Annotated in this window: 18 protein-coding genes; 9 read left to right on the forward strand and 9 right to left on the reverse strand. The window is 47.1% G+C overall.

What is annotated here, in order from left to right:
- Positions 1-112: 112 nt before the first annotated feature.
- The 6 genes from ccoG to J1836_RS18350 all read left to right on the forward strand — a co-directional run bounded on the left by ccoG (position 113) and on the right by J1836_RS18350 (position 6,739).
- Entirely contained in the window at positions 113-1,513 is a 1,401-nt protein-coding gene (ccoG, locus tag J1836_RS18325; RefSeq protein WP_207252544.1) for a cytochrome c oxidase accessory protein CcoG, read from the forward strand.
- 7 nt (positions 1,514-1,520) lie between these two features.
- Positions 1,521-2,342, forward strand: coding sequence for a FixH family protein (locus tag J1836_RS18330; RefSeq protein WP_207252545.1), 822 nt, complete (start codon positions 1,521-1,523; stop codon positions 2,340-2,342).
- A gap of 6 nt (positions 2,343-2,348) precedes the next feature.
- Complete coding sequence (locus J1836_RS18335) at positions 2,349-4,781, forward strand: heavy metal translocating P-type ATPase (protein WP_207252546.1); 2,433 nt, start codon at positions 2,349-2,351, stop codon at positions 4,779-4,781.
- Positions 4,782-4,824: 43 nt separating this feature from the next.
- Positions 4,825-5,037 carry a cbb3-type cytochrome oxidase assembly protein CcoS gene (gene ccoS / locus J1836_RS18340; protein ID WP_207252547.1) on the forward strand — a complete coding sequence of 71 codons (213 nt, stop codon included), beginning with the start codon at positions 4,825-4,827 and terminating at the stop codon, positions 5,035-5,037.
- 274 nt (positions 5,038-5,311) lie between these two features.
- The gene (locus J1836_RS18345; RefSeq protein ID WP_207252548.1) at positions 5,312-6,220 is read left to right on the forward strand and encodes a selenium metabolism-associated LysR family transcriptional regulator; all 909 of its coding nucleotides are present in this window, start codon (positions 5,312-5,314) and stop codon (positions 6,218-6,220) included.
- A 39-nt stretch (positions 6,221-6,259) separates the two neighbouring features.
- Positions 6,260-6,739 carry a hypothetical protein gene (locus J1836_RS18350; RefSeq protein WP_242632915.1) on the forward strand — a complete coding sequence of 160 codons (480 nt, stop codon included), beginning with the start codon at positions 6,260-6,262 and terminating at the stop codon, positions 6,737-6,739.
- Here J1836_RS18350 and uvrB read toward each other — a convergent pair.
- Both uvrB and J1836_RS18360 read right to left on the reverse strand, forming a co-directional pair.
- A complete protein-coding gene (gene uvrB, locus J1836_RS18355) occupies positions 6,686-8,710 on the reverse strand; it encodes an excinuclease ABC subunit UvrB (protein ID WP_207252549.1) in 2,025 nt (674 codons plus the stop codon). The two genes, J1836_RS18350 and uvrB, sit on opposite strands and share 54 nt — an antisense overlap.
- Positions 8,703-9,299: a TetR/AcrR family transcriptional regulator gene (locus J1836_RS18360; protein ID WP_207252550.1), complete on the reverse strand. Its 597-nt coding sequence runs from the start codon at positions 9,297-9,299 to the stop codon at positions 8,703-8,705. Before J1836_RS18360 ends, uvrB begins: the two co-directional genes overlap by 8 nt.
- A 95-nt stretch (positions 9,300-9,394) precedes the next feature.
- On the opposite strand from J1836_RS18360, the gene J1836_RS18365 reads away from it, so the two are divergent.
- Both J1836_RS18365 and fghA read left to right on the forward strand, forming a co-directional pair.
- On the forward strand, positions 9,395-10,504 hold the full coding sequence (locus J1836_RS18365) for an S-(hydroxymethyl)glutathione dehydrogenase/class III alcohol dehydrogenase (protein ID WP_207252551.1): 1,110 nt from the start codon (positions 9,395-9,397) through the stop codon (positions 10,502-10,504).
- A gap of 9 nt (positions 10,505-10,513) precedes the next feature.
- Entirely contained in the window at positions 10,514-11,350 is an 837-nt protein-coding gene (gene fghA / locus J1836_RS18370; protein ID WP_207252552.1) for an S-formylglutathione hydrolase, read from the forward strand.
- Positions 11,351-11,359: 9 nt separating this feature from the next.
- Here fghA and queE read toward each other — a convergent pair whose 3' ends face one another.
- The 7 genes from queE to J1836_RS18405 form a co-directional block, all read right to left on the reverse strand.
- On the reverse strand, positions 11,360-12,001 hold the full coding sequence (gene queE / locus J1836_RS18375; RefSeq protein WP_207252553.1) for a 7-carboxy-7-deazaguanine synthase: 642 nt from the start codon (positions 11,999-12,001) through the stop codon (positions 11,360-11,362).
- Complete coding sequence (locus J1836_RS18380) at positions 11,998-13,086, reverse strand: 6-carboxytetrahydropterin synthase (protein ID WP_207252554.1); 1,089 nt, start codon at positions 13,084-13,086, stop codon at positions 11,998-12,000. Before J1836_RS18380 ends, queE begins: the two co-directional genes overlap by 4 nt.
- A 154-nt stretch (positions 13,087-13,240) precedes the next feature.
- A complete protein-coding gene (locus J1836_RS18385) occupies positions 13,241-18,109 on the reverse strand; it encodes an AlbA family DNA-binding domain-containing protein (RefSeq protein ID WP_207252555.1) in 4,869 nt (1,622 codons plus the stop codon).
- Positions 18,110-18,507: 398 nt separating this feature from the next.
- Positions 18,508-19,107 (reverse strand): Uma2 family endonuclease, encoded by a 600-nt coding sequence (locus J1836_RS18390; protein ID WP_207252556.1) that lies wholly within the window; start codon positions 19,105-19,107, stop codon positions 18,508-18,510.
- A gap of 16 nt (positions 19,108-19,123) precedes the next feature.
- Entirely contained in the window at positions 19,124-19,729 is a 606-nt protein-coding gene (locus tag J1836_RS18395) for a Uma2 family endonuclease (protein ID WP_207252557.1), read from the reverse strand.
- A 24-nt stretch (positions 19,730-19,753) separates the two neighbouring features.
- A complete protein-coding gene (queC, locus tag J1836_RS18400) occupies positions 19,754-20,446 on the reverse strand; it encodes a 7-cyano-7-deazaguanine synthase QueC (RefSeq protein WP_207252558.1) in 693 nt (230 codons plus the stop codon).
- An 11-nt stretch (positions 20,447-20,457) separates the two neighbouring features.
- Positions 20,458-21,624 (reverse strand): RNA/DNA-binding domain-containing protein, encoded by a 1,167-nt coding sequence (locus tag J1836_RS18405; RefSeq protein WP_207252559.1) that lies wholly within the window; start codon positions 21,622-21,624, stop codon positions 20,458-20,460.
- 101 nt (positions 21,625-21,725) lie between these two features.
- On the opposite strand from J1836_RS18405, the gene dapC reads away from it, so the two are divergent.
- A complete protein-coding gene (gene dapC / locus J1836_RS18410; RefSeq protein ID WP_207252560.1) occupies positions 21,726-22,919 on the forward strand; it encodes a succinyldiaminopimelate transaminase in 1,194 nt (397 codons plus the stop codon).
- The last annotated feature ends 5 nt before the right edge of the window (positions 22,920-22,924 follow it).

A 22,924-nucleotide genomic window follows, 5' to 3' on the forward strand; every position in this document is an offset into this window, starting at 1 on the left:
AATCAGTGAAATACTGCATCAACTTGATTCTGCGCAATGTAAAGCGTGAGCGGTAGCGTATGATGCAGTTTTTTTGCCCGTCCGGCACAGCCAACGATTGGATATTGCAACAATGAGTACTGAACACGTTATTCAGCCTAAATCTTCCCTTCAACCGCGTTCGGTAGAAGGGCGTTTTCGTAACATCAAAACGGGCATTTTAGTCTTAGCTTACGCGGTATTTTTCTTGCTACCGTGGATACGCTGGGAACGCGCGGTCGGCCCTGATCAGGCTATCCTGTTTGATATTCCGGGGCGGCGCTATTACATGTTTGATCTGGTCATGCACGCACAAGATATTTTCTGGTTAACGGCATTATTGTTCTTGGCGGCGGTGTTATTGTTCTTTGTCACGACGCTGTTTGGGCGGGTCTTCTGCGGCTATTTTTGTTTCCAAACCTTGTGGACGGATGCATTTCGTTTGATCGAACGGTTTATACAGGGTGATCGCGTAGCGCGGTTGCGATTGGATAAACAGCCGTGGAATATGGAGAAAATCCGTAAAGTCGGTTTGACGCATGGCTTGTGGTTGTTCTTGGCGATGTGGACGGGCTTGAGCTTTGCGCTGTACTGGGGCGATGCGTTTACGCTGACAGGTCAGTTCTTTACCGGTAATGCGCCATCAGCGCTGTATGGCACGGTCATTATCCTGATGACGACGACCTACTTGACCGCCGGTTGGGCAAAAGAATACGTGTGCTTACATATGTGTCCTTATTCCCGTTTCCAAAGCGTTATGTTTGACCAAGATACTATGATCGTGTCGTATGACATGAACCGTGGCGAAGGCAAAACAGGACGTGTCAAACCGATTAAAGAATTACGCGATCAAGCTACCCGCCAAGCACAAGGTCACGGCGATTGCGTGGATTGCGGTTTGTGTGTGCAAGTTTGCCCAACGGGTATCGACATTCGTGAAGGTCTGCAAATCGGTTGTATCCACTGCGCCCTGTGTATTGATGCGTGCGATGGCATTATGGATAAGCAAGGCTGGAAGCGCGGTCTGGTGCGTTATACCTCTGAGCATGGTTTAGAGGGTAAAAAGACCAAAATCCTCAAGCTGCGTACTGTAGGTTACGGTTTAGCGACGTTGCTGGCAGCCATTTACTTGGTGTGGAGCATTGCGAGCAGCAAATTACTGGAAGTGACCGCTGTACAGATTCGTAGCCCGTTATACGTCACGATGTCGGATGGGCGTATCCAAAACAGTTACGAGGTTAAAATCAACAATAAAACGATGGAAGCAGCACGCTATAGCTTGGCGATTGAGAATTTGCCGAATGCCGAGATGGAGTTGCAGATCAATGATTTGAGCTTGAAACCTGATTCGACCATGCGTGTTTTAGCAAAAATCCGTTATACTAAGCAGCCGGGTGAGCATGGTGCGAACCGTGACTTCCAGTTTAAATTGACCCCATTGGAAGGCAAGGTGACAGAGCCTGTCATTATCCCTTCACACTTTATGACTCCTTAAAGGTTGCATGGAAAATCAAAATATTGCGTTCACATTAGGGGTAGGCGTCCTAGCGTCGTTTGCCCTATTTTTCTTGTTTTACAAGGTGATGAAACGCCCCGGTAAGTTGGCATCATTGCTGACTTTCTTGGTGGTACAAGCGGTTTATGTGCCGGTTGCAGTGTTGCATTGGGCGAGTTTGGATGTGTTCGCTATCCATTTCGCGTTCTTTACGATGGCGGCGGTATTGCCCGGTATTATTGTTGGCAATAAACGCGGTGCAGCCGGTGATAAAGGGCGCTTCCATTGGGGTCCCGGCATTATTATTGGCTTTTTCATGATTTTGGTGGTGGTCGATTCCACCATTATTACCTTGGCAAACAGCGGCGCGAGTTCTGATTTTATCCGCAAATTTTTGCCTGACCCGCGTCGTGAAAGTGCGCAAAACGTAGTCTCAGCCTTCCCCGGCACAGTGTCTAATGACTACCAAAAGAAATACGATCTGTACAATAACTACATTGCCCAACTTAGGACGCAGAAAGAGCGCGGTTGGCAAGTGGCGGATGGTTGGCTGGAAAAGCCGCAACCCAGTCAGCCGACACCGTTCCGTATCCATGTAACGGATAAAGCTGGGCAGCCAGTCAGCAGTGCCAAAGTACAATTATCGTTTTTACGCCCCTCCAATAAAGCGATGGATGTGAATCTGGAGTTATTGGAAGCAGAACCCGGCTTCTATGGTCAGTCCGTCGTGTTACCTGCCCAAGGTGCGTGGACGATGGTGTTGTCGATCAAGCGTGGCGAAGAAGTCCACGAAATCAAAGGCGAAACATGGGTCGGTGATCAACCGTGAGTGTGTATGACTGAAACTGCCTTTCAGGTTGCGGCTGGCGATTGCTTCCATTGTGGGCAACCGATTCCAGCAGGTGCTTTATACCCCGTTGAGATTGATGCGCAAACCCGTAAGATGTGTTGCACGGGTTGTCAGGCAGTGGCGACAGCTATCGTCGACAATAACCTGACGGATTATTACCGTTTCCGCACCGAGATTGGCGATAAGCCTGACGATTTAGTGCCGGAAGCCCTGCGTCAGTTACAAGTGTATGACGCGCCTGAATTGCAAAAATCCTTCGTGCGCGATACCGGTGGCAATATCCGCGAAGCTTCATTGATTCTGGAAGGCATCGTTTGCGCCGCTTGCGTGTGGCTGAATGAACACCACGTTAAGCAATTGGCGGGCGTGTTAGAATTTCGCGTTAACTACTCCACCCACCGCGCTACCCTGAAATGGGATAACGCCCGCTTGCCGCTCAGTACGGTGTTGCAAGCCATCTCGGAAATCGGTTATCACGCGCATCCCTTCGACCCCGGTCGTCTTGAATCCATGCAAAAAAAGGAAAAGTCGGCGGCACTGCGGCGCATTGCCGTGGCGGGCTTGGGCATGATGCAGGTGATGATGATTGCCGTGTCGATGTATATCGGTGCGGTTTCCGACATGGATACCGAGATGCGCGGTTTTCTGCGCTGGATCAGTTTGGTGATGACCACCCCCGTTGTGTTCTATTCGGCACGCGTCTTTTTTAGCTCGGCATGGCGTGACTTACGACGTGGGCGTTTCGGCATGGATGTGCCGGTTTCGCTGGCTATCGCGATTGCTTTTTCCGCGAGTGTGTGGGCGACTTTGATGGGTGGGGGGGAAGTCTACTTTGACTCCGTGACCATGTTCACCTTTTTGTTGCTGACGGGGCGCTATTTGGAAATGGCGGCACGGCACAAAGCGGGGCAGGTAGCAGAAGAATTAGTGCGCCTGATGCCTGCTACCGCCACCCGTTTACGCAATGGTGAGCAAGAAGTTGTACCCGTTAGCCAGCTTGAGTTTGGTGATCACGTCCTAATCAAACCGGGTGAGGTTGTGCCTGCCGATGGGGTAGTGATAGAGGGCGTTAGCAGTACCAATGAGTCGTTGCTGACAGGTGAAAGCCTGCCGTGTCATAAACAGCGCGGTGATGCGCTGGTTGGTGGCACACTGAATATTGAAAGCCCGTTAACCATGCGCGTAGACAAGGTCGGCGACAACACGGTGTTGGCATCCATTATCCGCTTACTCGAACGGGCGCAGGCAGAAAAGCCCGAATTAGCGCGTTTAGCGGAAAAAGTTGCGTCACGTTTTGTACCGATTATCCTACTCACCGCCGTGGGTGTCTTTGTATGGTGGTATCAACATGAGCCATCGCAAGCCTTCTGGATTGCTTTGTCGGTGTTAGTGGTCACTTGCCCGTGTGCGTTTTCTCTAGCAACGCCCGCAGCGTTGACTGCCGCGACAGGCTTACTCACATCCAAGGGTGTGTTAACCACGCGAGGTCATGCGCTGGAAACCTTGGCAAGGGTAAATCACATTATTTTTGATAAAACCGGTACGTTGTCACACGGTCATTTAGAAGTGGTGGATTTCCAAATATTGGGTAGTACTTCAGCGTTGGTGTGTCAGCAAGTCGCGGCTGGTTTGGAAACTGCTTCTGAACATCCCGTGGCGCAGGCGATTATGCGTTTGAGTGACAGTCCTGCGCGTTTTGAAGACTTAAGCGCTGAGTCTGGGCGGGGTGTGAAAGGTGTGTACCAGCAGAAGCAGTACCGTATTGGTACACAGTCGTTTGTTCAAGAATTAACAGGCTGTGCTGTGCCAGCGGGTGTGCCCGTGCCGAATGCACGTTCACAGGTGTTTCTTGGCACGGTTGAGGATGGTTGGTTGGCGGTGATCAGTTTAGCCGATCAGTTACGTGCGGAAGCGGCGCAGATGGTTGCCGAGTTGCAAGCTTTGGGTGTTAACGTGACCTTATTGAGCGGTGATGCACCCAGTGTGGTGGCGGCGGTTGCCCAGCAATTAGCGATTCCCACCGCGCTGGGTGGACAGTTACCGGACGACAAACTTGCTTATCTGCGTGAGTTGCAAGCGCAAGGTGCGGTAGTAGCAATGGTGGGTGACGGCGTGAATGATGCGCCTGTATTGGCGGGTGCACAGGTGTCGATTGCCATGGGCAGCGGCTCACAATTAGCCCAAGCCAGCGCTGACATGGTGTTGCTATCAGAGAAGCTTCAACAATTGCCGTTTGCGATTCGCACGGCACGGCGTATGCAAGTAATTATTAAACAAAACTTTCTTTGGACAATTGCCTATAATGTGTTGGCAATTCCTTTAGCGGCAGCAGGTATTATTGCGCCGTGGATGGCAGCAATCGGTATGTCAGCTAGCTCGCTAGTCGTCGTATTGAATGCATTACGTCTGAAAAATTAACGCTTTGGGTCTATAATGGTCGGTTTACTCAGGATGTAACACGATGGAAGCTTTGTATCTGCTGATTCCGATTGCACTGGGTGTTATGGTTGTGGTGGTGATTGCCTTCATCTATACCGTCAAAAGCGGGCAATACGATGATTTAGAAGGCCCCGCTCACCGCATCCTGATGGATGATGATGACCCGCGTATCCCGCGATCACCGAAACCACCTGTGGCGCAAGCCTCAACCGGTAGCGATGATCAAAACGCTTAGTCTGGTGACGATAGAAGAGTGTGCCGCTTATCGCCGCTTAATACCTCTATATCATTTTGTTCATAAACCTGAACATATCATTAACCATAATGTGAAAATTGTTCTATGCTATCTATAACAAATTCCTCTGGTGAGAACTGGTAGGTTTTTAGATAGATTTTTTTAATCGTTGATCAGTAGTAAATATCCGGGAATGGATGACCGGAACAGGGATGGCAAGGATGGATTCCCTGTGGGGTTTGCTAGGACTGGTAATAGGAGAATAGGTAATCATATGGCTGATAGAAGATTACAGGTCTTTCATGCGGTGGCTCGACTGTTGAGCTTCACCAAGGCAGCAGAAGTGCTGCACATGACGCAACCGGCGGTCACATTCCAGATTCGTCAGTTGGAAGATCAGTTTGATACTCGTCTGTTCGACCGGACACACAACCGTGTATCCCTCACAGAAGCGGGCAAAATCGTGTTCGAGTACTCCGAGCGTATTTTCGAGCAATACAGCGAAATGGAAAATGCCATTCGTGAAATGACGAATGACATCAGTGGTTCACTGACCATCGGTGCGAGCACGACTATTTCTGAGTACATGTTGCCGTCGCTGTTGGGTGAATTCAATTCCAAGAACCCCGATGTCAGATTGCGTTTGCGTGTGTCTAACACCGAAGGCATTGTGTCAATGGTGGAAAACAACGTGATTGATCTTGGCGTTGTCGAAGGCATGGTCAACAACAAAAACTTGTTGGTAGAAGTCTGCCGTCAAGATGATTTGGTATTGATCGTTCCGCCGACACACGCCTTGGCAGGCAAAACAGCCGTCAAGTTGAAAGACGTGCTGGATTACCCGTTCATCTGCCGTGAAGAAGGTTCAGGCACACGTGAAGTGGTTCTCGACTACCTGTATGCCTTGGGTATGGATAAGCACGCGATGAACGCTTGTTTGGAACTGGGTAGCCCAGAAGCGGTAAAAGGTGCAGTTGAAGCAGGCATGGGCGTTTCCATTGTCTCCAGCGCCAGCATCGGCAAAGAACTGAAACTCGGTTCACTGGTTGCTATCCCGCTTGACCCACCCTTGACCCGTGACTTCTCTTTTGTGCGCCAGCGTCAAAAGTTCAAAGTCCGTGCGATGGAAGAATTGCTAGAGTTTGCACGCAGCTACTGCGAAAACCTCAAAAAGCAGAAATAACATCCGCAGTGGGTGCAGCTTATCTTGCTGTACCCTCGGATGATTAGCATTACACAGGAAATCCCCATGTTACCCGGTATGCCACAATCAACCGGCTCTGCCGAAGAAAAGCGTCTTCGCAAGCTATACCGCGACATGCGTTCACAGGATCAGGCAACCCTACTGCGGTTTGCCGAATTCCTCGCAGGCTCACCCACGCTTGACGCTGAACCCATGACCGAATTCCCCACTCCAGAAAGTATTCCGCGCCCCGAACAGGAAAGTGTCGTCAAAGCGATTAAGCGCCTGACTGCTACGTACCCGATGGTGCCGCGTGAGCGTTTATTGAATGAAACCTCCAGCCTGATGACCGCGCATGTGATTCATGGCAAGTCAGCGACCATGGTGATTGATGAGCTGGAAGTGATGTTTGCACAGCACTACACTACGCTGAAAATCGAATTTGAGGATAAAGCAACTCCAGCTTCACTCCAAGCCGAACACACGGGCATGGATGTGTCCAATCTGATCACGGACTGATGCCGCTTGCTCGAACTCCAAATTCTTGGCGTGCTGGAACATCTTTTCTTCCAACTTTTTGATCTGCTTAAGTGCCTGATCGGGCGTTAAGCTGCGGTATTCTGCTGCGTCTTCGGCGACTTTCTTTTCCCCTCGTGTTTTGCCTTTACCCTTAGTGGCATTGGCGTAAGCGCCTTCCATCACATCAGCAATGCGCTTACGAATGGTTTGCGGGGTAATGCCCAGTGCTTCATTGTGGGCAAGCTGTTTAGTGCGGCGTCGACTGGTTTCATTCATCGCTTTACGCATCGACTCGGTGATTTTGTCGGCATACAGAATCGCTTTGCCTTCAGAATTGCGGGCGGCGCGTCCGATGGTTTGGATCAGGGAGCGTTCGGAACGCAGGAAACCTTCCTTGTCTGCATCCAGAATCGCCACCAGTGACACTTCCGGTATATCCAAGCCTTCCCGCAGCAAGTTAATCCCGATCAGTGCATCGAATTCGCCTTTGCGCAAGTCGCGAATGATTTCGACGCGCTCTACGGTGTCGATGTCGGAATGCAGGTAACGTACCTTGATGCCGTGTTCCATCAAGTAATCGGTGAGGTCTTCCGCCATGCGTTTGGTTAGGGTCGTGACCAATACGCGTTCGTTGCGTAAGGCGCGTTCGCTGATTTCAGACATCACATTATCGACTTGCGAGAGAATGGGGCGAACTTCGACTTCGGGATCGACCAGTCCGGTGGGACGTACCACCTGTTCGGCGATATTGTCGGAATGTTCCAGCTCATATGTGCCGGGGGTGGCGGAAACATGGATGGCTTGCGGAATCAGTTTCTCGAATTCATCAAAGCGCAGTGGGCGGTTGTCGAGTGCCGAGGGCAGGCGGAAACCGTAATCGACCAGCGTGCTTTTGCGTGAATAGTCGCCTTTGTACATGCCGCCGAATTGCGGGATGGTGACGTGGGCTTCGTCGATGAACACGATGGCATTGCGTGGCAAGTAATCGAACAGGCACGGCGGCGGTTCACCGGCGGGGCGTTTCGATAGGTAACGTGAATAGTTTTCGATGCCGGAACAATAGCCGGTTTCGACGATCATTTCGATGTCGTACTGGGTGCGCTGTTCGAGGCGTTGTGCTTCCACCAAACGGTCGTTTTCACGTAATACGGTGAGGCGTTCTTTGAGTTCGGCTTTGATGTAGTCGATAGCTGCCAGCAGCACTTCACGCGGGGTAACGTAGTGCGTTTTCGGGTAAACCGTGAGGCGTGGCACGCGGCGCAGCACCTCGCCCGTCAGCGGGTCGAAATAGCTGAGGTTTTCGATTTCGTCGTCGAAGAGTTCGATGCGAATGGCTTCTTTGTCGGATTCGGCGGGGTGAATGTCGATGACTTCGCCACGTACCCGAAACGTGCCGCGTTGTAGGTCAATGTCGTTGCGGGTGTATTGCATTTCGGCGAGGCGGCGCAGCAGGGTGCGTTGGTCGATGCGGTCGCCGCGCACCAGAATCAGCAGCATTTTCAGATACGATTCGGGGTCGCCCAAGCCGTAAATCGACGAAACCGTGGCGATAATAATGACATCTTTGCGTTCGAACAGGTTGCGGGTGGCGGAAAGGCGCATTTGTTCAATGTGGTCGTTGATGGCGGAATCTTTTTCGATGTACACGTCTTTGGACGGCACATAAGCTTCCGGTTGGTAATAATCGAAGTATGAAACGAAGTATTCCACCGCATTGTTTGGAAAAAATTCCTTCATCTCGCCATAAAGCTGTGCTGCCAGTGTTTTATTGTGCACCAGAATAATCGCTGGGCGCTGGGTTTGCTGGATGATATTCGCCATCGTGAAGGTTTTGCCCGAACCTGTCACCCCCAGCAAGGTTTGGTGCAGCAAGCCGTCGTTTAAGCCATTGACCAGCGAGCGAATCGCTTCGGGTTGGTCGCCAGCGGGCTGGTAGGTGGTGTGAAGCTGGAAAGTATTCGCTTCAGTCATGGAGAATGCCTGTACGGATAGTTTGCAGCAATTGCGCGGTGTATTCCGGCAAGGGGCGTTCGATGACGCCATCCAGTCGCAACTGGATCATGCGGATTGCCCCGCCAAAGATGCTGGACGTAATGACCCACGGATCGAGCGCGACGAAATCACCGTTGTCGATGCCTTGGTGCACGATCTGACGCATTTTGGTAAACGGCGCTGAATGGCACGCCAGCGGGTCTTCGGAAATAAATTCGGTGTGCTTGGCGTGGAACGCGAAGGCGATGATATTGCGGTGGGTTTCGGTGTAGCCAAAGAGCTGCTGGATAATGGCTTCGCATTGCCGCCAAGGGGTTGGATATGCCGCGATGACCGCATCCACCAACTCGTCGATTTCATTGAGGATGTGTTTGTACAGTGCTTGCGCCACGCCTTCTTTGCCGCCGAAATGGTTGTAAATCGAGCCGATGCTGACTTGCGCACGCTTTTGCACTTCGTGGATGGAGACATTGTGGTAGCCATTTTCGACAAACAAGTCTAACGCTGCAGTCAGAATACGGCAGTCGATCGGTTCGGGCAGGGTAGGACACTTCTTTAAGTACGGCATACCGACAAGCCTAGCTAATCCCCTGACAAATAGCAATTGACAGAAATGAACATTCATTCTACTTTTGAGGAACAATACATTTAGGAGTAGAGCGTATGAAATGCCGTGCAGCCGTGGCGTGGGAGCCAAAAAAACCACTGGTGATTGAAGAAATCGAAGTCGAAAAGCCGCGTGAAGGCGAAGTCTTGTTGCGGGTAGTGGCCTCTGGTGTGTGCCATACCGATGCGTTCACCCTGTCAGGTGATGACCCAGAAGGTGCATTTCCGTGCATTCTCGGTCACGAAGGTGGTTGTATTGTGGAAGAATGTGGCCCCGGTGTGAAAAACCTGAAACCGGGTGATCACGTTATCCCGCTGTATATTCCCGAATGCGGTGAATGCGAATACTGCCATTCCACCAAATCGAATTTGTGCCAATCCATCGCTTCGACGGTGTGGACAGGCTATATGCCAGACCATACGCGCCGCTTTACCTGTAAAGGGCAGCCGATTTACCACTACATGGGCTGTTCTACGTTCTCGGAATACACCGTTGTGCCGGAAATCGCGTTGGCGAAGATCAACCCTGCCGCACCGTTGGATAAGGTGTGCTTGCTGGGCTGTGGCGTAACCACGGGGATTGGTGCGGTGCTGAATACTGCCAAGGTCGAGCCGGGTTCTACCGTTGCTGTATTCGGGCTGGGTGGCATCGGTTTGTCGTGCATCCAAGGCGCGGTTATGGCGAAAGCCGGGCGCATTATTGCCATCGACATTAACCCCGGCAAGTGGGCAATGGCGCAAGCACTGGGCGCGACCGATTTCGTTAACCCCAAAGACGTGAACGGTTCGATCAGCGAATACATCAAGGAAATCACCAACGGCGGCGTGGATTATTCCTTCGAGTGCATCGGCAATGTTCATGTGATGCGTGATGCGCTGGAATGCACGCACATGGGTTGGGGCGTTTCCACCGTAATCGGGGTGGCAGGGGCTGGGCAGGAAATTTCCACTCGTCCGTTCAATCTAGTCGTCGGGCGTACTTGGAAAGGGTCAGCTTTCGGTGGCGTGAAAGGGCGCACTGAATTGCCGGGTTATGTGGAGCGTTATATGAGCGGCGAAATCGAGCTGGATAGTATGGTTACGCACACCATGCCGCTGGATGACATTAACCGTGCGTTTGATTTAATGCACAGCGGCGAAAGTATCCGTTCCGTGATTATTTTCTAAGGATGGCGTATGAAGCTGATTGAAAGTGTTAAAGAATTCGGCGGCTATCTCAACCGTTACACTCATGATTCAGTGGCGTGCCAGAGCGAGATGACGTTTTCGGCGTACTTGCCGCCACAGGCTGCGCACGGCAATGTGCCTGCGCTGTATTGGCTGTCGGGGTTGACCTGTACCGATGATAATTTTCGGGTGAAGGCGGGTGCGCAACGTTACGCCGCCGAGCATGGCATTGCGCTGATTATTCCTGATACCAGCCCACGTGGGGATAGCGTGCCGGATGTACCAGAACATTATGATCTGGGGCAAGGTGCGGGCTTCTACGTCAATGCGATTCAGCCGCCGTGGGATAAGCATTTCCGCATGTACGATTATGTGGTGGAGGAATTGCCTCATTTGGTGGAGGCAAACTTGCCGCTGATTCCGGGGCTGAAATCCATCAGCGGGCATTCGATGGGTGGGCACGGTGCGTTGATTGCCGCGCTGAAAAATCCCATTGCATACCGTTCAGTGTCGGCCTTTGCGCCGATTTGCCATCCGCTCAATGGCGCGTGGGGCAAGGGCTGTTTCGCGGCGTATTTGGGTGAGACTACCGCGTTGTGGGAAGCCTATGATGCGACCTGCTTGGTGCAAGCAGGGGCGCGTGTGCCGGAGATCTTGATTGACCAAGGCACGGCGGATGAATTTCTGATGGAGGGGCAATTGCTGCCGGAGGTGTTCCAAGTGGCGTGTTTGCAGGCTGAGCAGACGTTGTCATTGCGGATGCAGGAAGGCTACGACCACAGCTACCACTTCATCGCCACCTTCATCGGTGAACACATGGCATGGCACGCGCAGGCGTTGAGATGAGAGGGAATTCTACGGTATCCCCAACAACTTGTGAGTTTGTACGCTGAGTTTCCACTGCGGGTGCTGCATACAATACGTAATTGCTGCCTTGGTATTCTGCGCCTGTGCCGCCCCATCCATTGCTTGCAGGTAGAAGTGCTGGAAGTCCAGCCCTGCAAAGCGTTCTGGCATGGCTAGATGTTGCGGGTACACCAATTTAAGTTCATTGCCATGCGTTAGTACGATCTCGCTGTCGGCTTTGGGGCTGACGCAGAGCCAGTCGATGCCTGCGGGGGCGGGTTTGGTGCCGTTGGTTTCTACCGCAATCTCGAAGTTTTCTTGGTGTAAAGCGTCGATCAGGGCTTTATCCAATTGCAACAGCGGTTCGCCGCCGGTGAAGACGATGAAGCGGTTCATGTCTTTTTTTACGCCGATCCACCATTCTTGAATGATCGCCGCGACCAGTGCTTTGGGATCGCGGAATTTGCCGCCGTTGATGCCATCCACGCCTACAAAGTCGGTGTCGCAGAAGTTGCAGACGGCTTTGGCGCGGTCGGCTTCAACCCCTGACCAGAGATTGCAGCCAGCGAAGCGGCAAAAGATCGCGGGGCGACCGGCGTGGAAGCCTTCGCCTTGCAGGGTGTAGAAAATTTCTTTGACGGAATAGGTCATACAGGCAATCCCGGTTCGTGTGCGCCCCATGATAGCACCACGCCACAGCCCGGTGTTTCGTACAGGTCGATGCGGTCGAGTTGCGGCAAGCCTGCGGCGGCTTGGGCGCGAATCCAACGTGCAACGCTGGCGGGGTCGGGTTCGTCTAGCCCGGTTAGGTCGTTGAGGTTGTGGTGGTCGAGCTGTTTGTAGATCGGGTTGAATTGCGTTTTTACGTCGCCGTAATCGACTGTCCAGCCCATTACGGTGTCGAGTGGGGCGGTGAGGTGCAGGCGTAGTAAGTAGCTGTGTCCGTGCAGGCGGCGCACGCTGTCGGCGGGGTCGGCGCGGTTGAGGGTTAGGGCGCTTTCAAAGCGTTGGTCTTTCCAGATGCGGTAATGTTGCCCGTCGTAGTGGCAGCCTGCGGTGACGGTTTCGTAGACGCTGACCCATGAGAGCGCGTCGAGTTCGGGCTTGAGGCGTTCCCACAGCCATGCGGCGAGGGTTTCGCTGGTGGGGTTGTTCAAGCCTTGGATGTCGTTGAGGCAGTGGTGGTGCAATTGGTCGTGCAAGGGTTGCCAGACGGCGGCGAGGCGGTCGAAGTCTACGCCCATGTCTTGCGCTTGCAGGTTTTGGTTGGCGTGTAGGATGACCTCGAAACCGTGACCGTGCATCCGTCCGCATTGGTGTCCGGGGGCGACGTTGGGGAGGCGGTGCGCGGCTTCAAAGCGGAAGCGTCGCCAGATGTGGGCGTTATCGGCAAGGTCGAGGTCTGCGCCTTGGTGCAAGGTGCTTTGCACGCCGACTGAGGCGACGCTGGGCAGGGCGAGGCGGGCGCGTATCCAACGGGCGAGGTTTTCATCCGTGGGCATCGGCAGGAATTGATTGAGGTCGTTGTAGTCGAGTGGCGCAACGCTGTGGGCGAGTTGTTGGCGTAGGGCTTCGACGGAGCTTGCACCTTGGGCGCGGACTTTGGCGAGAAAGCTGTGTCCGTGCAGGCGGCGGGCGGGGTGTGCGGCGGAAAGGGGGGATTGCCCTAGGGCATTTTCGACGCGGCAGGCGGCTTCAAAGGGGGCGGCGGCGACGTAAAACAGGGTTTCGTTCATGGGATGGAGGGGGCTTGCTGGGAATCAAGCGGGAATTATGGCGTAGGCGGGGGCGTTGCGCTATGTTTTCGGTGTGTGTTAATAAATCCGATCTCAGCGGAAGAGGCGCGACTCCTATATGTGGGTGGTTTGTGAAAATTTGTCAAAAATAAATTTATTCTATTTTTATATCAATTATTCTAATAATTACATTAAATATTAACTTGAAATTTTCAATATCAAAACTATTAAATTTCTCTGCATCATTTACAACGTTACTTGTGAAATCATTCTTAGAAATGGCAATGTTGTTTTTCCATTCAATATCATCTCTTAAATAGACTTCCTTATCTCTATCTAAAATATCAAGTTCGCTAGTATTTCTTTTTGGAGTTATATATTTGCCACATTTGCTATTTCCATTAGGGAGAAAGTTTTTTCCTATAAATATCTTTTTCCCATTCTTATCTTCTGTTGTCAAGTCTTCTTCTTTGTAATAGAATTCAATGCAAATTCTATCTAGTTCATCACTTATTTTTGGGATGCAAAAAGAATATACATTATTCCCATGATCATTAAATTCATTTTGTGCATATTTTTTTATATAAGTGTTATTATCTCTGTCAAATATAAAAATATATTTTTTTGGTTGTTCAGTTTTACAATAAGTTTGAACCATTCTATCTAGTTCTCCATCTCCCATATTCATATCTTCATATTCTTTAAAATGAATATCCAGGTCGCTATAAAGTCCATCTTTTTGAAATCGTTCTAATGCTTTCTTTAAGTGTTTCCAATCAGTTTTACCTTCTGTGATAATTAGTGGCTTATTATTGCTTTCTTTTTCCTCTTCGATTATTGAACCTATACGAATATATTTTTTATTCTCAATTAGTATATCTTTAGTTGATTTCTCCACCTGAATAGCTATAAGTATTTTTTCGTTTATTTTTATTGTTTTAAATTCAAAGATTTCAAAATAAGTTGAATACTTAATGGATTTTTGAGTTAATTCCGCAACATTAAAATCACTATTTATTCCTACTATTCCAGATTCTTCAGAATATCCAATTATTAAATAACCACCATTGGTATTTGCTAGTGATGCCATAATTTGTGCTATTTTCAAAGAAGATGGTAAAATGGCTTCACAGGCTACCTCTTCATTTTTAGGATTATTAATAATATCAATTATTTTTTCTTTCTCATTTTTAATTATCGGTATTTGATTGATTTTTGTATCTCTAAGTATTTTTCCAAAAGTTAATTTTCTAGGTGTTGATATTCCATCTTCATACCATAATTCAGATTCTGAGTATTCCAATGTGTCTAATTCTGATGGGTAGTGAATAACAACCTTTCCATTATCAGAGGGTCTTGGAATTATATAAATATCTTTACCATTTTTCAAAATACCTGAAAGTACAGTTATTGCACTATTGTCTACATTATCACAATTATATGTATCTAAGCTATTAAGGTGTTTCAAAACTCTTTCTTTTGACCGTTGCAATAATCCTTGAATATATTGCATTTTTTCTATAGATGATTCAGATGTATGATAATAGTTGTCTGAGATCTTCTTTATCTCATTAAAGTCATTTTCTGTTGTATCTAAAGTGGCTATAGCTTCTTTTTTAGAAAAGACTTCTTCTTTTTCTTTAGGCATAGAATTTGTAGGCAATTCAATTTCTTCATTTTCAAAATATTCTATTATTTCAAATTCATTATCAGCTTTTAGTAAAAATCCTAGTTTATCTTCGTAACCTTTGATGTCTAAATACCCACATAAAACCTTTGGAAGTTCTAGCATTGATGTATTTGAACTCCAAGGTGTGGTTACAAGTAATCTGTTTTCTTCTAAATGAGTTTTGACAGATTTTAAAATAATCCCATCATAAGATAATAAAAGTTTTGAGACTTCATCTATATGAAGGAAAGAAATTTTTTCCTCTAAAATTGCACTATTAAATGTATCGTCAAGTTTTTTAATCCATTTTTTTAGAAAATGAAAAATATTTTCTAATTTGCATTTCAAATCAGATTCTATTCTTTCTCCCTCAATTGCTATACTAAAACTACTCTGTCTTAATATTTCAACTCCTAAAGAAGCTAAAAGAGCTTCAATATTTGGATGAGATTTATTCTCTTCATTTAGCGCAATAAAATGATGCATCTTTTGAAAAACAGAGTTATTTCCATCTGCATAATATTTCAGTTCACTACATGAAATAATATTATCATCTTCATCAGATAAATATGATAGTGAAGCCCAAGAACTTACTATATTTTTTTCATCCGTTCCCCAGTGAGTAGATAAGTCTAAAAGAGCTTTAAAAATTAATTGAACTATTTTTTTATTATTGTTTTTTATTTTTCCATCATCATTTTTATCGTCCGTAATTTTCGTCAAAATTTCTAAATAGTCATCTAATAATAATTGAGTTTTAAATTGAAAGAATAATTTCCAATCTTGATTTAACTCTGCTCCATCAAAAACAGCAAGATATTTTCCTGCAATAACTTTTATATCATCTGTATTTAAAAATACATCTTTAGATTTTTCACAGATTCCTTTTGTTGTGGGTATACATGGATTGTTTTTTATATACCATTTAGGATAGTTTTCAACACTATTACCAGTATTTCTTCCTGGATATTGTGGATTTCCCCAATATGCCTGAGCTGTTTGAGAAAGTTTTAAAAGAGAAGTGTCATTAATTATATAACCCCAAAATAATTTAGAAAATTCTAAATTTGATAAATTAAAGATATGTTTAATATATATGTTATTTTTATATTCATCGGCAGTAAAAATAGTGTGATATGGTTGAAATTTCTTATCTGGTTCTTCAAAATATTCTTTCCTAAAGTCATACTCTTTAATCAGAATGGCTTTATTCTTTTTTTCATTAATAACAATGGGATCTATTGATTCTTGAATACCCATTTTCTTAAAAAATAGCCTAACTTCATCTTTGTCATTATCTAAAAGTAAGTAATCTTCGCTTAAAAAAATATTATCACTTAAAACTGTTTCAAGTTTAAGTTTTGGATTGTAATTATCTGAAAAATAGCACTCTGATAAAGGAAGTAAAGTACCTTTGGTTGTTAAAATCCGAAGTTTATTTAGTTGTTCAAGATAACTATTGATGTTCTCTTTCTTATATAAATTATATATGGTTTGTATTGTCTCTATAGCATTTTTGTTTGTTATATAAGTAGACGCATTTGGTATAATGGTTTTTAGTAAAAAGGAAATATCAGTTTTTTCTATCACTCCTAGCTTTTCTAACCAAGCTCTTATAGGTTGTTTGTCGATTAGTGAGGATTGTATTTTTGCGTGAAGAAATGAGAGTTCACTATCAGGATTATTCCATGTTTTATCATCAGGTGTTGGAAAGTAAATATTGTTAGGATAATTTAATTTGTTTTTATGATCATATAAAAAAGCCCAACTTGTCAATTTATCTTTAGGAAAAGAAGAGTTGGTAATTTCAGATTTATTTTTAAAATACTCTATAAGCTGAATATTTTTTTCAACTGTATGCTCGGATTTAAAATTATTAAAACTAAGAAAGGTAGGTATATCACTCCATGAAAAACTTGCCACCCCGATTTCTTTGAGTTTATAATCAGGAGTAATAAAAGGTGATTTAATTATCTTGTTTTCTCCACCAATTTTATGCTTAATGAAAGTTTTTATTATTTCACGGCCTATAAATGGTTTTTCTGATAAAAAAGTCTCGTCCATTATGGCTTCATCAACTTTTAATAATGTATTTTCTTTTGATAAAATAAATGCTACGGTTTGAATTGCTTCATCAATTCCTGCATCATAAGCATCACTTAAATCGTCATTGTAATTTAATTTTATAGGAATTAAATTATAAGCTTGACTGGAATATTCTCCTTTTACTAACGTCGCTATCCATTCGAATAGTTTGATGCTGATGGATTTAAATAGCCACTGATTCCATTTTGAATCAGTATGCAAAGATTCCCTGTTTGCTGATGTTAAAAAAGTACTATTCACCAAAATAGGTAAAGAATATCTTTTCTCATCTGTAGGCAAGTAGGCATACAATAAATTTTCATTTCGGGATAATCTTTTTAAGCTATTATTTTCTTTTTTAATAGCCAAAGTTATTTCTATGTTATTCGCGTTCTTTAATTTTTTAGGAATATTAGTATCAAATTGCAATATGGTTTTTAATTTTTCAGGTACAGATAAGGTTATATTATTTATAAGCCATTTGGCTAATATTTCAGTATCTTTTTTTAATACTAATTTATTTTCATTCCTATCTATATTAATAATTGTTGCAATTTCATTGATTTCAAATTTAATAGAATTTATTTTTTTTAGAAATAAGAACATATTAACATTTAATGACAACTCTTTAATGGCTTTTTCTATTTCATCTGGTTTTAAAACTTTTATAATGGTTGCGACATTCCAATTTCCACCAGATAGAAATATTTGTATGTCGTAATCTAAGTCGCTATTCTCTAAATTAATATAAATTGGAATAATTTGCCATGGGTATAAGAATTCTCTATCATTATCTTTCTCCCATTGTTCTTGATTTTCACTATATTCTTCTTTCCATTTCTCTTTCCATCCAAAATTATGTCCAGCATCAAATTTAAAATACTCATTGCTACTAAATATTGTAACTTTATTTGATTGACCAAAAACAGATTTAAATCCTATGCCTTTAAAGCCTGTTTTTGTTGTATCAGATTTTTTTGTACCATTGTTAATGCTACAAAGACCTTTAACATCTCTAGGACTAAATGGCTTGCCTGTATGTGCAAGAACTAAAGTGTCATTACAAAGTTTAATAATAACATCTACATTTTCCTCTTCAATAGCAGAATCATCTGCATTTTGTAATAATTCATAAACAAAACGCTTTGAGTCTGTATATAAATCAGTCGAGAGTGATTTTAGTGATTCTGCTTGATTTATTGCTTGGCTAGGGTCGAGGTAGTTTGTATTGCTCAGATATAAAGATTCAATTGTGTCTTTGATATTCATTTTTATTATTTGTGTTCCTTGGTTTTGTGGTCATAACGATGGTGTATACCATCGGCAGTTGAGTTCTCGGTTTTGATATTTTTCACGACCATTTTATTATCAATGAGTTGCGGATTTTCAAGAAACCGAGTTTTCATTTGCCGATGGTGTATTTTGGGATTGTCGTCGCTGTCTTCCAAAGCACCATATGCATCGCTGACACGCTACCGCCCTGCCACGTTAAAACCAGCATAGGGTCGGTTGCGTGTTTTTATGATTGGTATGGCAGTTGTCGTCAGTATTTGACGAATTGCCCGAAACTCTACCATAAGCTGACGAAAAATACCCACTTAATAATGCGCTGACCCAATCACGCGGACATCCGCCTCAAGAAAGCCATTGGCGCATTCTAGCTGGCGTTACGCATCCGTCTCAGCGGGTTGGGTGAAATCAACGCCTTCGTAGATGTCCGCGAGGGTCAGGGTGGCTTCGGGGCAAGGCAGCGTAATCGTTTGTTCCAATGAATCAAACCGTGCCACATCCCAAGCGCCTTCTGCATCACGGTAAAATAGCGTCACTTGTGGCTGATCTTGCGCCACGATCAGGTAAACCTGCAACGATGCCAGCTTTTGGTAAGCGATCAGCTTTTCGGTGAAATCCTTCCACTCCGTGGATTTGGAGGTGACTTCCACGATCAGACACGGTTTTTCCAGATAATATTCATCGGCTTCATCCTGCTCACAACTAACGATCACATCCGGGTAATAAAATATCTTACGTTTGCTTATCCGAACTTTGACAGTCAACATGTGCAAATAGCAGTGTGTATTTTTTGTGGCTAAGCGCAACGCAAACGCAATATTCAAAGCAATATCGTTATGCCGCAGCGAAGTACCCGCCATCGCATACACCACACCATCCACATACTCATGGCGTATTTCCGCGAGTTTTTCCCCTTCCAGATATTTCTGTTCAGTTATGTAAGTGGGATTTTCAGCGGTATTTTTTATTGCCCGCATGGTGTTGTTCCGGTTGCTACCTATCGGGTTCGGCGGGTTGCGTGAAGTCTACGCCTGCGTAAATGTCGGCGAGTGCTAAGGGTGTGTCAAGGCAGGGCAGGGTGATTTCCTGATCCAAGTCTTCAAACGCGGCGACCCACCATGTGCCGTCATCGGCTTGGCGGTAATAAAAGGTGACGTGGGGCTTGTCTTGCGCAACGATCAGATAAGCCTGCAAGGACTCTAAGGCTTGATACGCTAGCAATTTTTCGCTGCGGTCTTTCCAATCCGTGGATTTGGATGTTACCTCGACAATCAAACACGGCTGTTCCACATAATAGGCATCTGCATTATCAGGGGTGCAAGTCAGCACTACATCGGGGTAATAAAAAGATTTGCGCTTACTTGCTCGCACTTTTACGTCAGAACTATAGACATCGCACGGTGTGCCATCTTGCCGCTGTAACGGTAAATGTCTAACGATATTCAAGGCAATACGGTTATGTCGCCGACTTGTACCCGCCATCGCATATATCTGTCCGTCCACGTATTCATGGCGGAATTCAGCGGTTTTCTCTCCTTCCAGATACGCCTGTTCGGTGATGTACCCGGAATTTTCGGGAGTATTTTTTACTGCCAGCATGATGGTATCGCTCTGGTTGCTACCTTAAGTTTGATCATAGCGCAGCAATAACGGGTCAGCCACGCCCGCCTCAGCAAAGCCCTTGGCGCGGAGCAGGCAAGAGTCGCATTGCCCACACGGTTTGCCGTCATCACTGGGGTCATAGCAACTGCTGGTGAGACTGTAGTCTACGCCTAGCGCCATGCCCTTGATGATAATGTCAGCCTTGCTCATCTCCAGCAGCGGCGCGTGGATGCTGAGTTTATTGCCCTCAACCCCGCTTTTGGTCGCAAGGTTTGCCATCGTCTCAAACGCGCTGATGAATTCTGGGCGGCAATCGGGGTAGCCAGAATAATCGAGCGCATTAACCCCCACGAAGATATGGTTAGCGTGCAGCACTTCCGCCCAGCCCAGCGCGAACGACAGGAAAATCGTATTGCGGGCGGGGACGTAGGTGATCGGAATGTCGGTTTCCATCGCGGCGGTGTCGCGCCCTTTGGGAACATCAATATCAGCCGTCAACGCCGACCCGCCAAAAGCACGCAGGTTAATATCAGCAATGACGTGTTCCTTGACCTGCATCGCCGCCGCCACCCGTTGCGCGGAGGCGAGTTCGACGCTGTGGCGTTGCCCGTAGCGGAACGAGAGCGCGTAGGGTTCATAGCCTTGCGCTTTGGCAATGGCGAGGACGGTGGTGGAATCGAGTCCGCCACTGAGAAGAATGACTGCTTTTTTCATGGTCGTCTCGACTAGCTTAGAGGAGGAAAGGGTGGTCGCTGGATAATTGCTTTAAACAAATTGTTGTCACGATCATCGACAAACTCAATATCGGGGTAGGCACTTAAGGCGCGTACAATGCCGCTGCCTAAGCCCCGATAAGGCAACATGCGGCTGGCAAACGACACCAAAATCGGGTTACGGATATTGGAATTACCCAGTTTGATTTTGGTGATGGTCAAATTGTTGGGTAAATGCCCCGGACTGATAATTTCTATCCGATCTTTAAAAATAAACAGGCGGATGGTGGCAGAGACAAAATAATCCCGATGCAGCAGTGCGTTCGTAATCAGTTCTTCAAACACAATGCGGGGAATTTCCAACTCACCCAAGGAATTGACGCTTTGCCCTGCTTGTACATGATGCAGGTTACGCATGACGAAACCGATGGCTTGCTGGAACACATCCAACATTTTGCCACTCATATCCTGACTGTCCAAGTAAGTCGTGGCATTTAAGTCTGTGCCGGGAAAGGCAATGGCTTTGATGATGAAGGTGGGCAAGTGAAAACTGGGGTTACGCACAAAGAGCAATGCGCCCGCCACATTAAACACGCCATCCCGCATCAGGTTCATGTTTTCCAGCAGGGTAGGCAGGGGGATTTCTAGTTCATCGACGACAGTGTTTAAGTGTTTTTGCAGGAAAGAGGCGAAATAATCTTTATCCAAATCCTTGACCGTCAAGCCTTTGGCGGGGATTTCATCGCCATGCAACAAACCAGCCGCTTGGTACATCCGTTGGATTTCTTCGCGGGCAGTGACTTTGCGTTTGTCTGCGCCGCTTTTTATCCAGATCAAACCGTTGTTATCCATGTAAGGTTTGCTGATGCCTTGGGGGATTTGAATGACCATCACCAAGCCACCTGTCGTGGCAACATTTTCAGTTTGCGGATTGATAGGAGGGCGCACGGATTGCGAGGCTGCATTCGCAATCAGTTGGTTCAAGCGTCCGATGTCTTCACGGGTTAAGCCTGCAAATGAGCCATCATCTTTGACACCGATCAGGATCATGCCACCAATCCCGTTGCTGAATGCCACCATTTCAGCAGCCAAGGCGTTGATGTTGGTTACGTCGGACTTGAACTGATGTTGCCCGTCTTCGCCCCGGTCGATGATGGCTTGCAGTGCGGTGGTGTCCATGCTGTGTGTTGATCCTGAGATTGACGTGGTTTTCAGTTTAGCATAAAGCCTTTTCCGGTATACTGCGGCGTTTTAGCTAACATTTGGGATAGCCGCCCGTCATGAATCCTGATCTCGCTCGCTTGCAAGCCTACCCGTTTGAACGCATTCGCACCTTGCTGCAAGGTGTTAGCCCTGCCGATTTGCCCGCTGTATCGTTGGCAATGGGTGAGCCGAAACACCCGACTCCCGCGTTTATTCACGCCGCGATTACTGCGAATATGGGCGGCTTGGCGAATTACCCACTGACCAAAGGCATTGCAGCGTTACGTGAAGCCATTGCGACGTGGTTGACGCGGCGTTTTCAGCTCCCTGAAGGCGCGGTCGATGCCGAGCAACACGTCATCCCCGTCAACGGCACACGTGAAGCCTTGTTTGCGTTTGCACAAGCGGTAGTAGATCGTACTGCCGATGCCGCTGTTGTCATGCCTAACCCGTTTTACCAGATTTACGAAGGCGCGGCATTTTTAGCGGGCGCTGAACCCGTGTTCTTGAATTGCACGGTAGAGAATGGCTTCATCCCCGATTTTGCCGCTGTGCCTGCTGCGACCTGGCAGCGTTGCCAGTTGCTCTACCTGTGCAGCCCCGGCAATCCCACGGGTGCGGTGATGCCGCTGGCAACCTTGCAACAGGTGCTGAAACTGGCGGAAGAGCATGATTTTATCGTCGCCTCCGACGAATGTTATTCCGAACTCTACGCCGACGAAGCTAACCCCCCACCGGGCTTATTGCAAGCCGCTGCCGCAATGGGGAATACTGCGTGGAAACGTTGCGTGGTCTTTCATAGCTTGTCGAAACGCTCCAATGCACCGGGGATGCGTTCCGGCTTCGTGGCGGGGGATGCGGCAATTCTCCAACAGTTTTTGCTGTTTCGCACCTACCACGGTTGTGCAATGCCACCCCCGTTCCAAGCGGCAAGCGTGGCAGCGTGGGCGGATGAGGCGCATGTATTGGAAAATCGGGTGTTGTATCGGCAGAAATTCGCCGCAGTGATGGATATACTCGCACCCGTGCTGGACGTGACCTTGCCCCCCGCCGGTTTTTACCTGTGGCCAAAAACGCCGGTGGATGACACCGTGTTTACCCGCGAATTGTTTGCTCGCGCTCATGTGAATGTTGTCCCCGGCAGCTATTTGTCGCGGGAAGCCGACGGGATGAACCCCGGTGCAAACCGGATTCGTTTGGCACTGGTTGCCCCGTTGAATGAATGTATTGAAGCGGCGGAACGTATCCGGCGCGTCGTTGAAACCCTATAAATTTG

It is taken from the genome of Thiothrix fructosivorans (genome assembly GCF_017349355.1).
In the GTDB taxonomy this organism is placed as follows: Bacteria; Pseudomonadota; Gammaproteobacteria; order Thiotrichales; family Thiotrichaceae; genus Thiothrix; species Thiothrix fructosivorans.

Coding starts and splice junctions, on each gene's coding strand:
- J1836_RS18395 (WP_207252557.1), bottom strand. CDS start 19,729: ATGCTGGCAGTAAAAAATACTCCCGAAAATTCCGGGTACATCACCGAA.
- J1836_RS18390 (WP_207252556.1), bottom strand. CDS start 19,107: ATGCGGGCAATAAAAAATACCGCTGAAAATCCCACTTACATAACTGAA.
- J1836_RS18330 (WP_207252545.1), top strand. CDS start 1,521: ATGGAAAATCAAAATATTGCGTTCACATTAGGGGTAGGCGTCCTAGCG.
- J1836_RS18405 (WP_207252559.1), bottom strand. CDS start 21,624: ATGGACACCACCGCACTGCAAGCCATCATCGACCGGGGCGAAGACGGG.
- uvrB (WP_207252549.1), bottom strand. CDS start 8,710: ATGACTGAAGCGAATACTTTCCAGCTTCACACCACCTACCAGCCCGCT.
- ccoS (WP_207252547.1), top strand. CDS start 4,825: ATGGAAGCTTTGTATCTGCTGATTCCGATTGCACTGGGTGTTATGGTT.
- dapC (WP_207252560.1), top strand. CDS start 21,726: ATGAATCCTGATCTCGCTCGCTTGCAAGCCTACCCGTTTGAACGCATT.
- J1836_RS18380 (WP_207252554.1), bottom strand. CDS start 13,086: ATGAACGAAACCCTGTTTTACGTCGCCGCCGCCCCCTTTGAAGCCGCC.
- queE (WP_207252553.1), bottom strand. CDS start 12,001: ATGACCTATTCCGTCAAAGAAATTTTCTACACCCTGCAAGGCGAAGGC.
- fghA (WP_207252552.1), top strand. CDS start 10,514: ATGAAGCTGATTGAAAGTGTTAAAGAATTCGGCGGCTATCTCAACCGT.
- queC (WP_207252558.1), bottom strand. CDS start 20,446: ATGAAAAAAGCAGTCATTCTTCTCAGTGGCGGACTCGATTCCACCACC.
- J1836_RS18365 (WP_207252551.1), top strand. CDS start 9,395: ATGAAATGCCGTGCAGCCGTGGCGTGGGAGCCAAAAAAACCACTGGTG.
- J1836_RS18350 (WP_242632915.1), top strand. CDS start 6,260: ATGATTAGCATTACACAGGAAATCCCCATGTTACCCGGTATGCCACAA.
- J1836_RS18385 (WP_207252555.1), bottom strand. CDS start 18,109: ATGAATATCAAAGACACAATTGAATCTTTATATCTGAGCAATACAAAC.
- J1836_RS18345 (WP_207252548.1), top strand. CDS start 5,312: ATGGCTGATAGAAGATTACAGGTCTTTCATGCGGTGGCTCGACTGTTG.
- J1836_RS18360 (WP_207252550.1), bottom strand. CDS start 9,299: ATGCCGTACTTAAAGAAGTGTCCTACCCTGCCCGAACCGATCGACTGC.
- ccoG (WP_207252544.1), top strand. CDS start 113: ATGAGTACTGAACACGTTATTCAGCCTAAATCTTCCCTTCAACCGCGT.
- J1836_RS18335 (WP_207252546.1), top strand. CDS start 2,349: ATGACTGAAACTGCCTTTCAGGTTGCGGCTGGCGATTGCTTCCATTGT.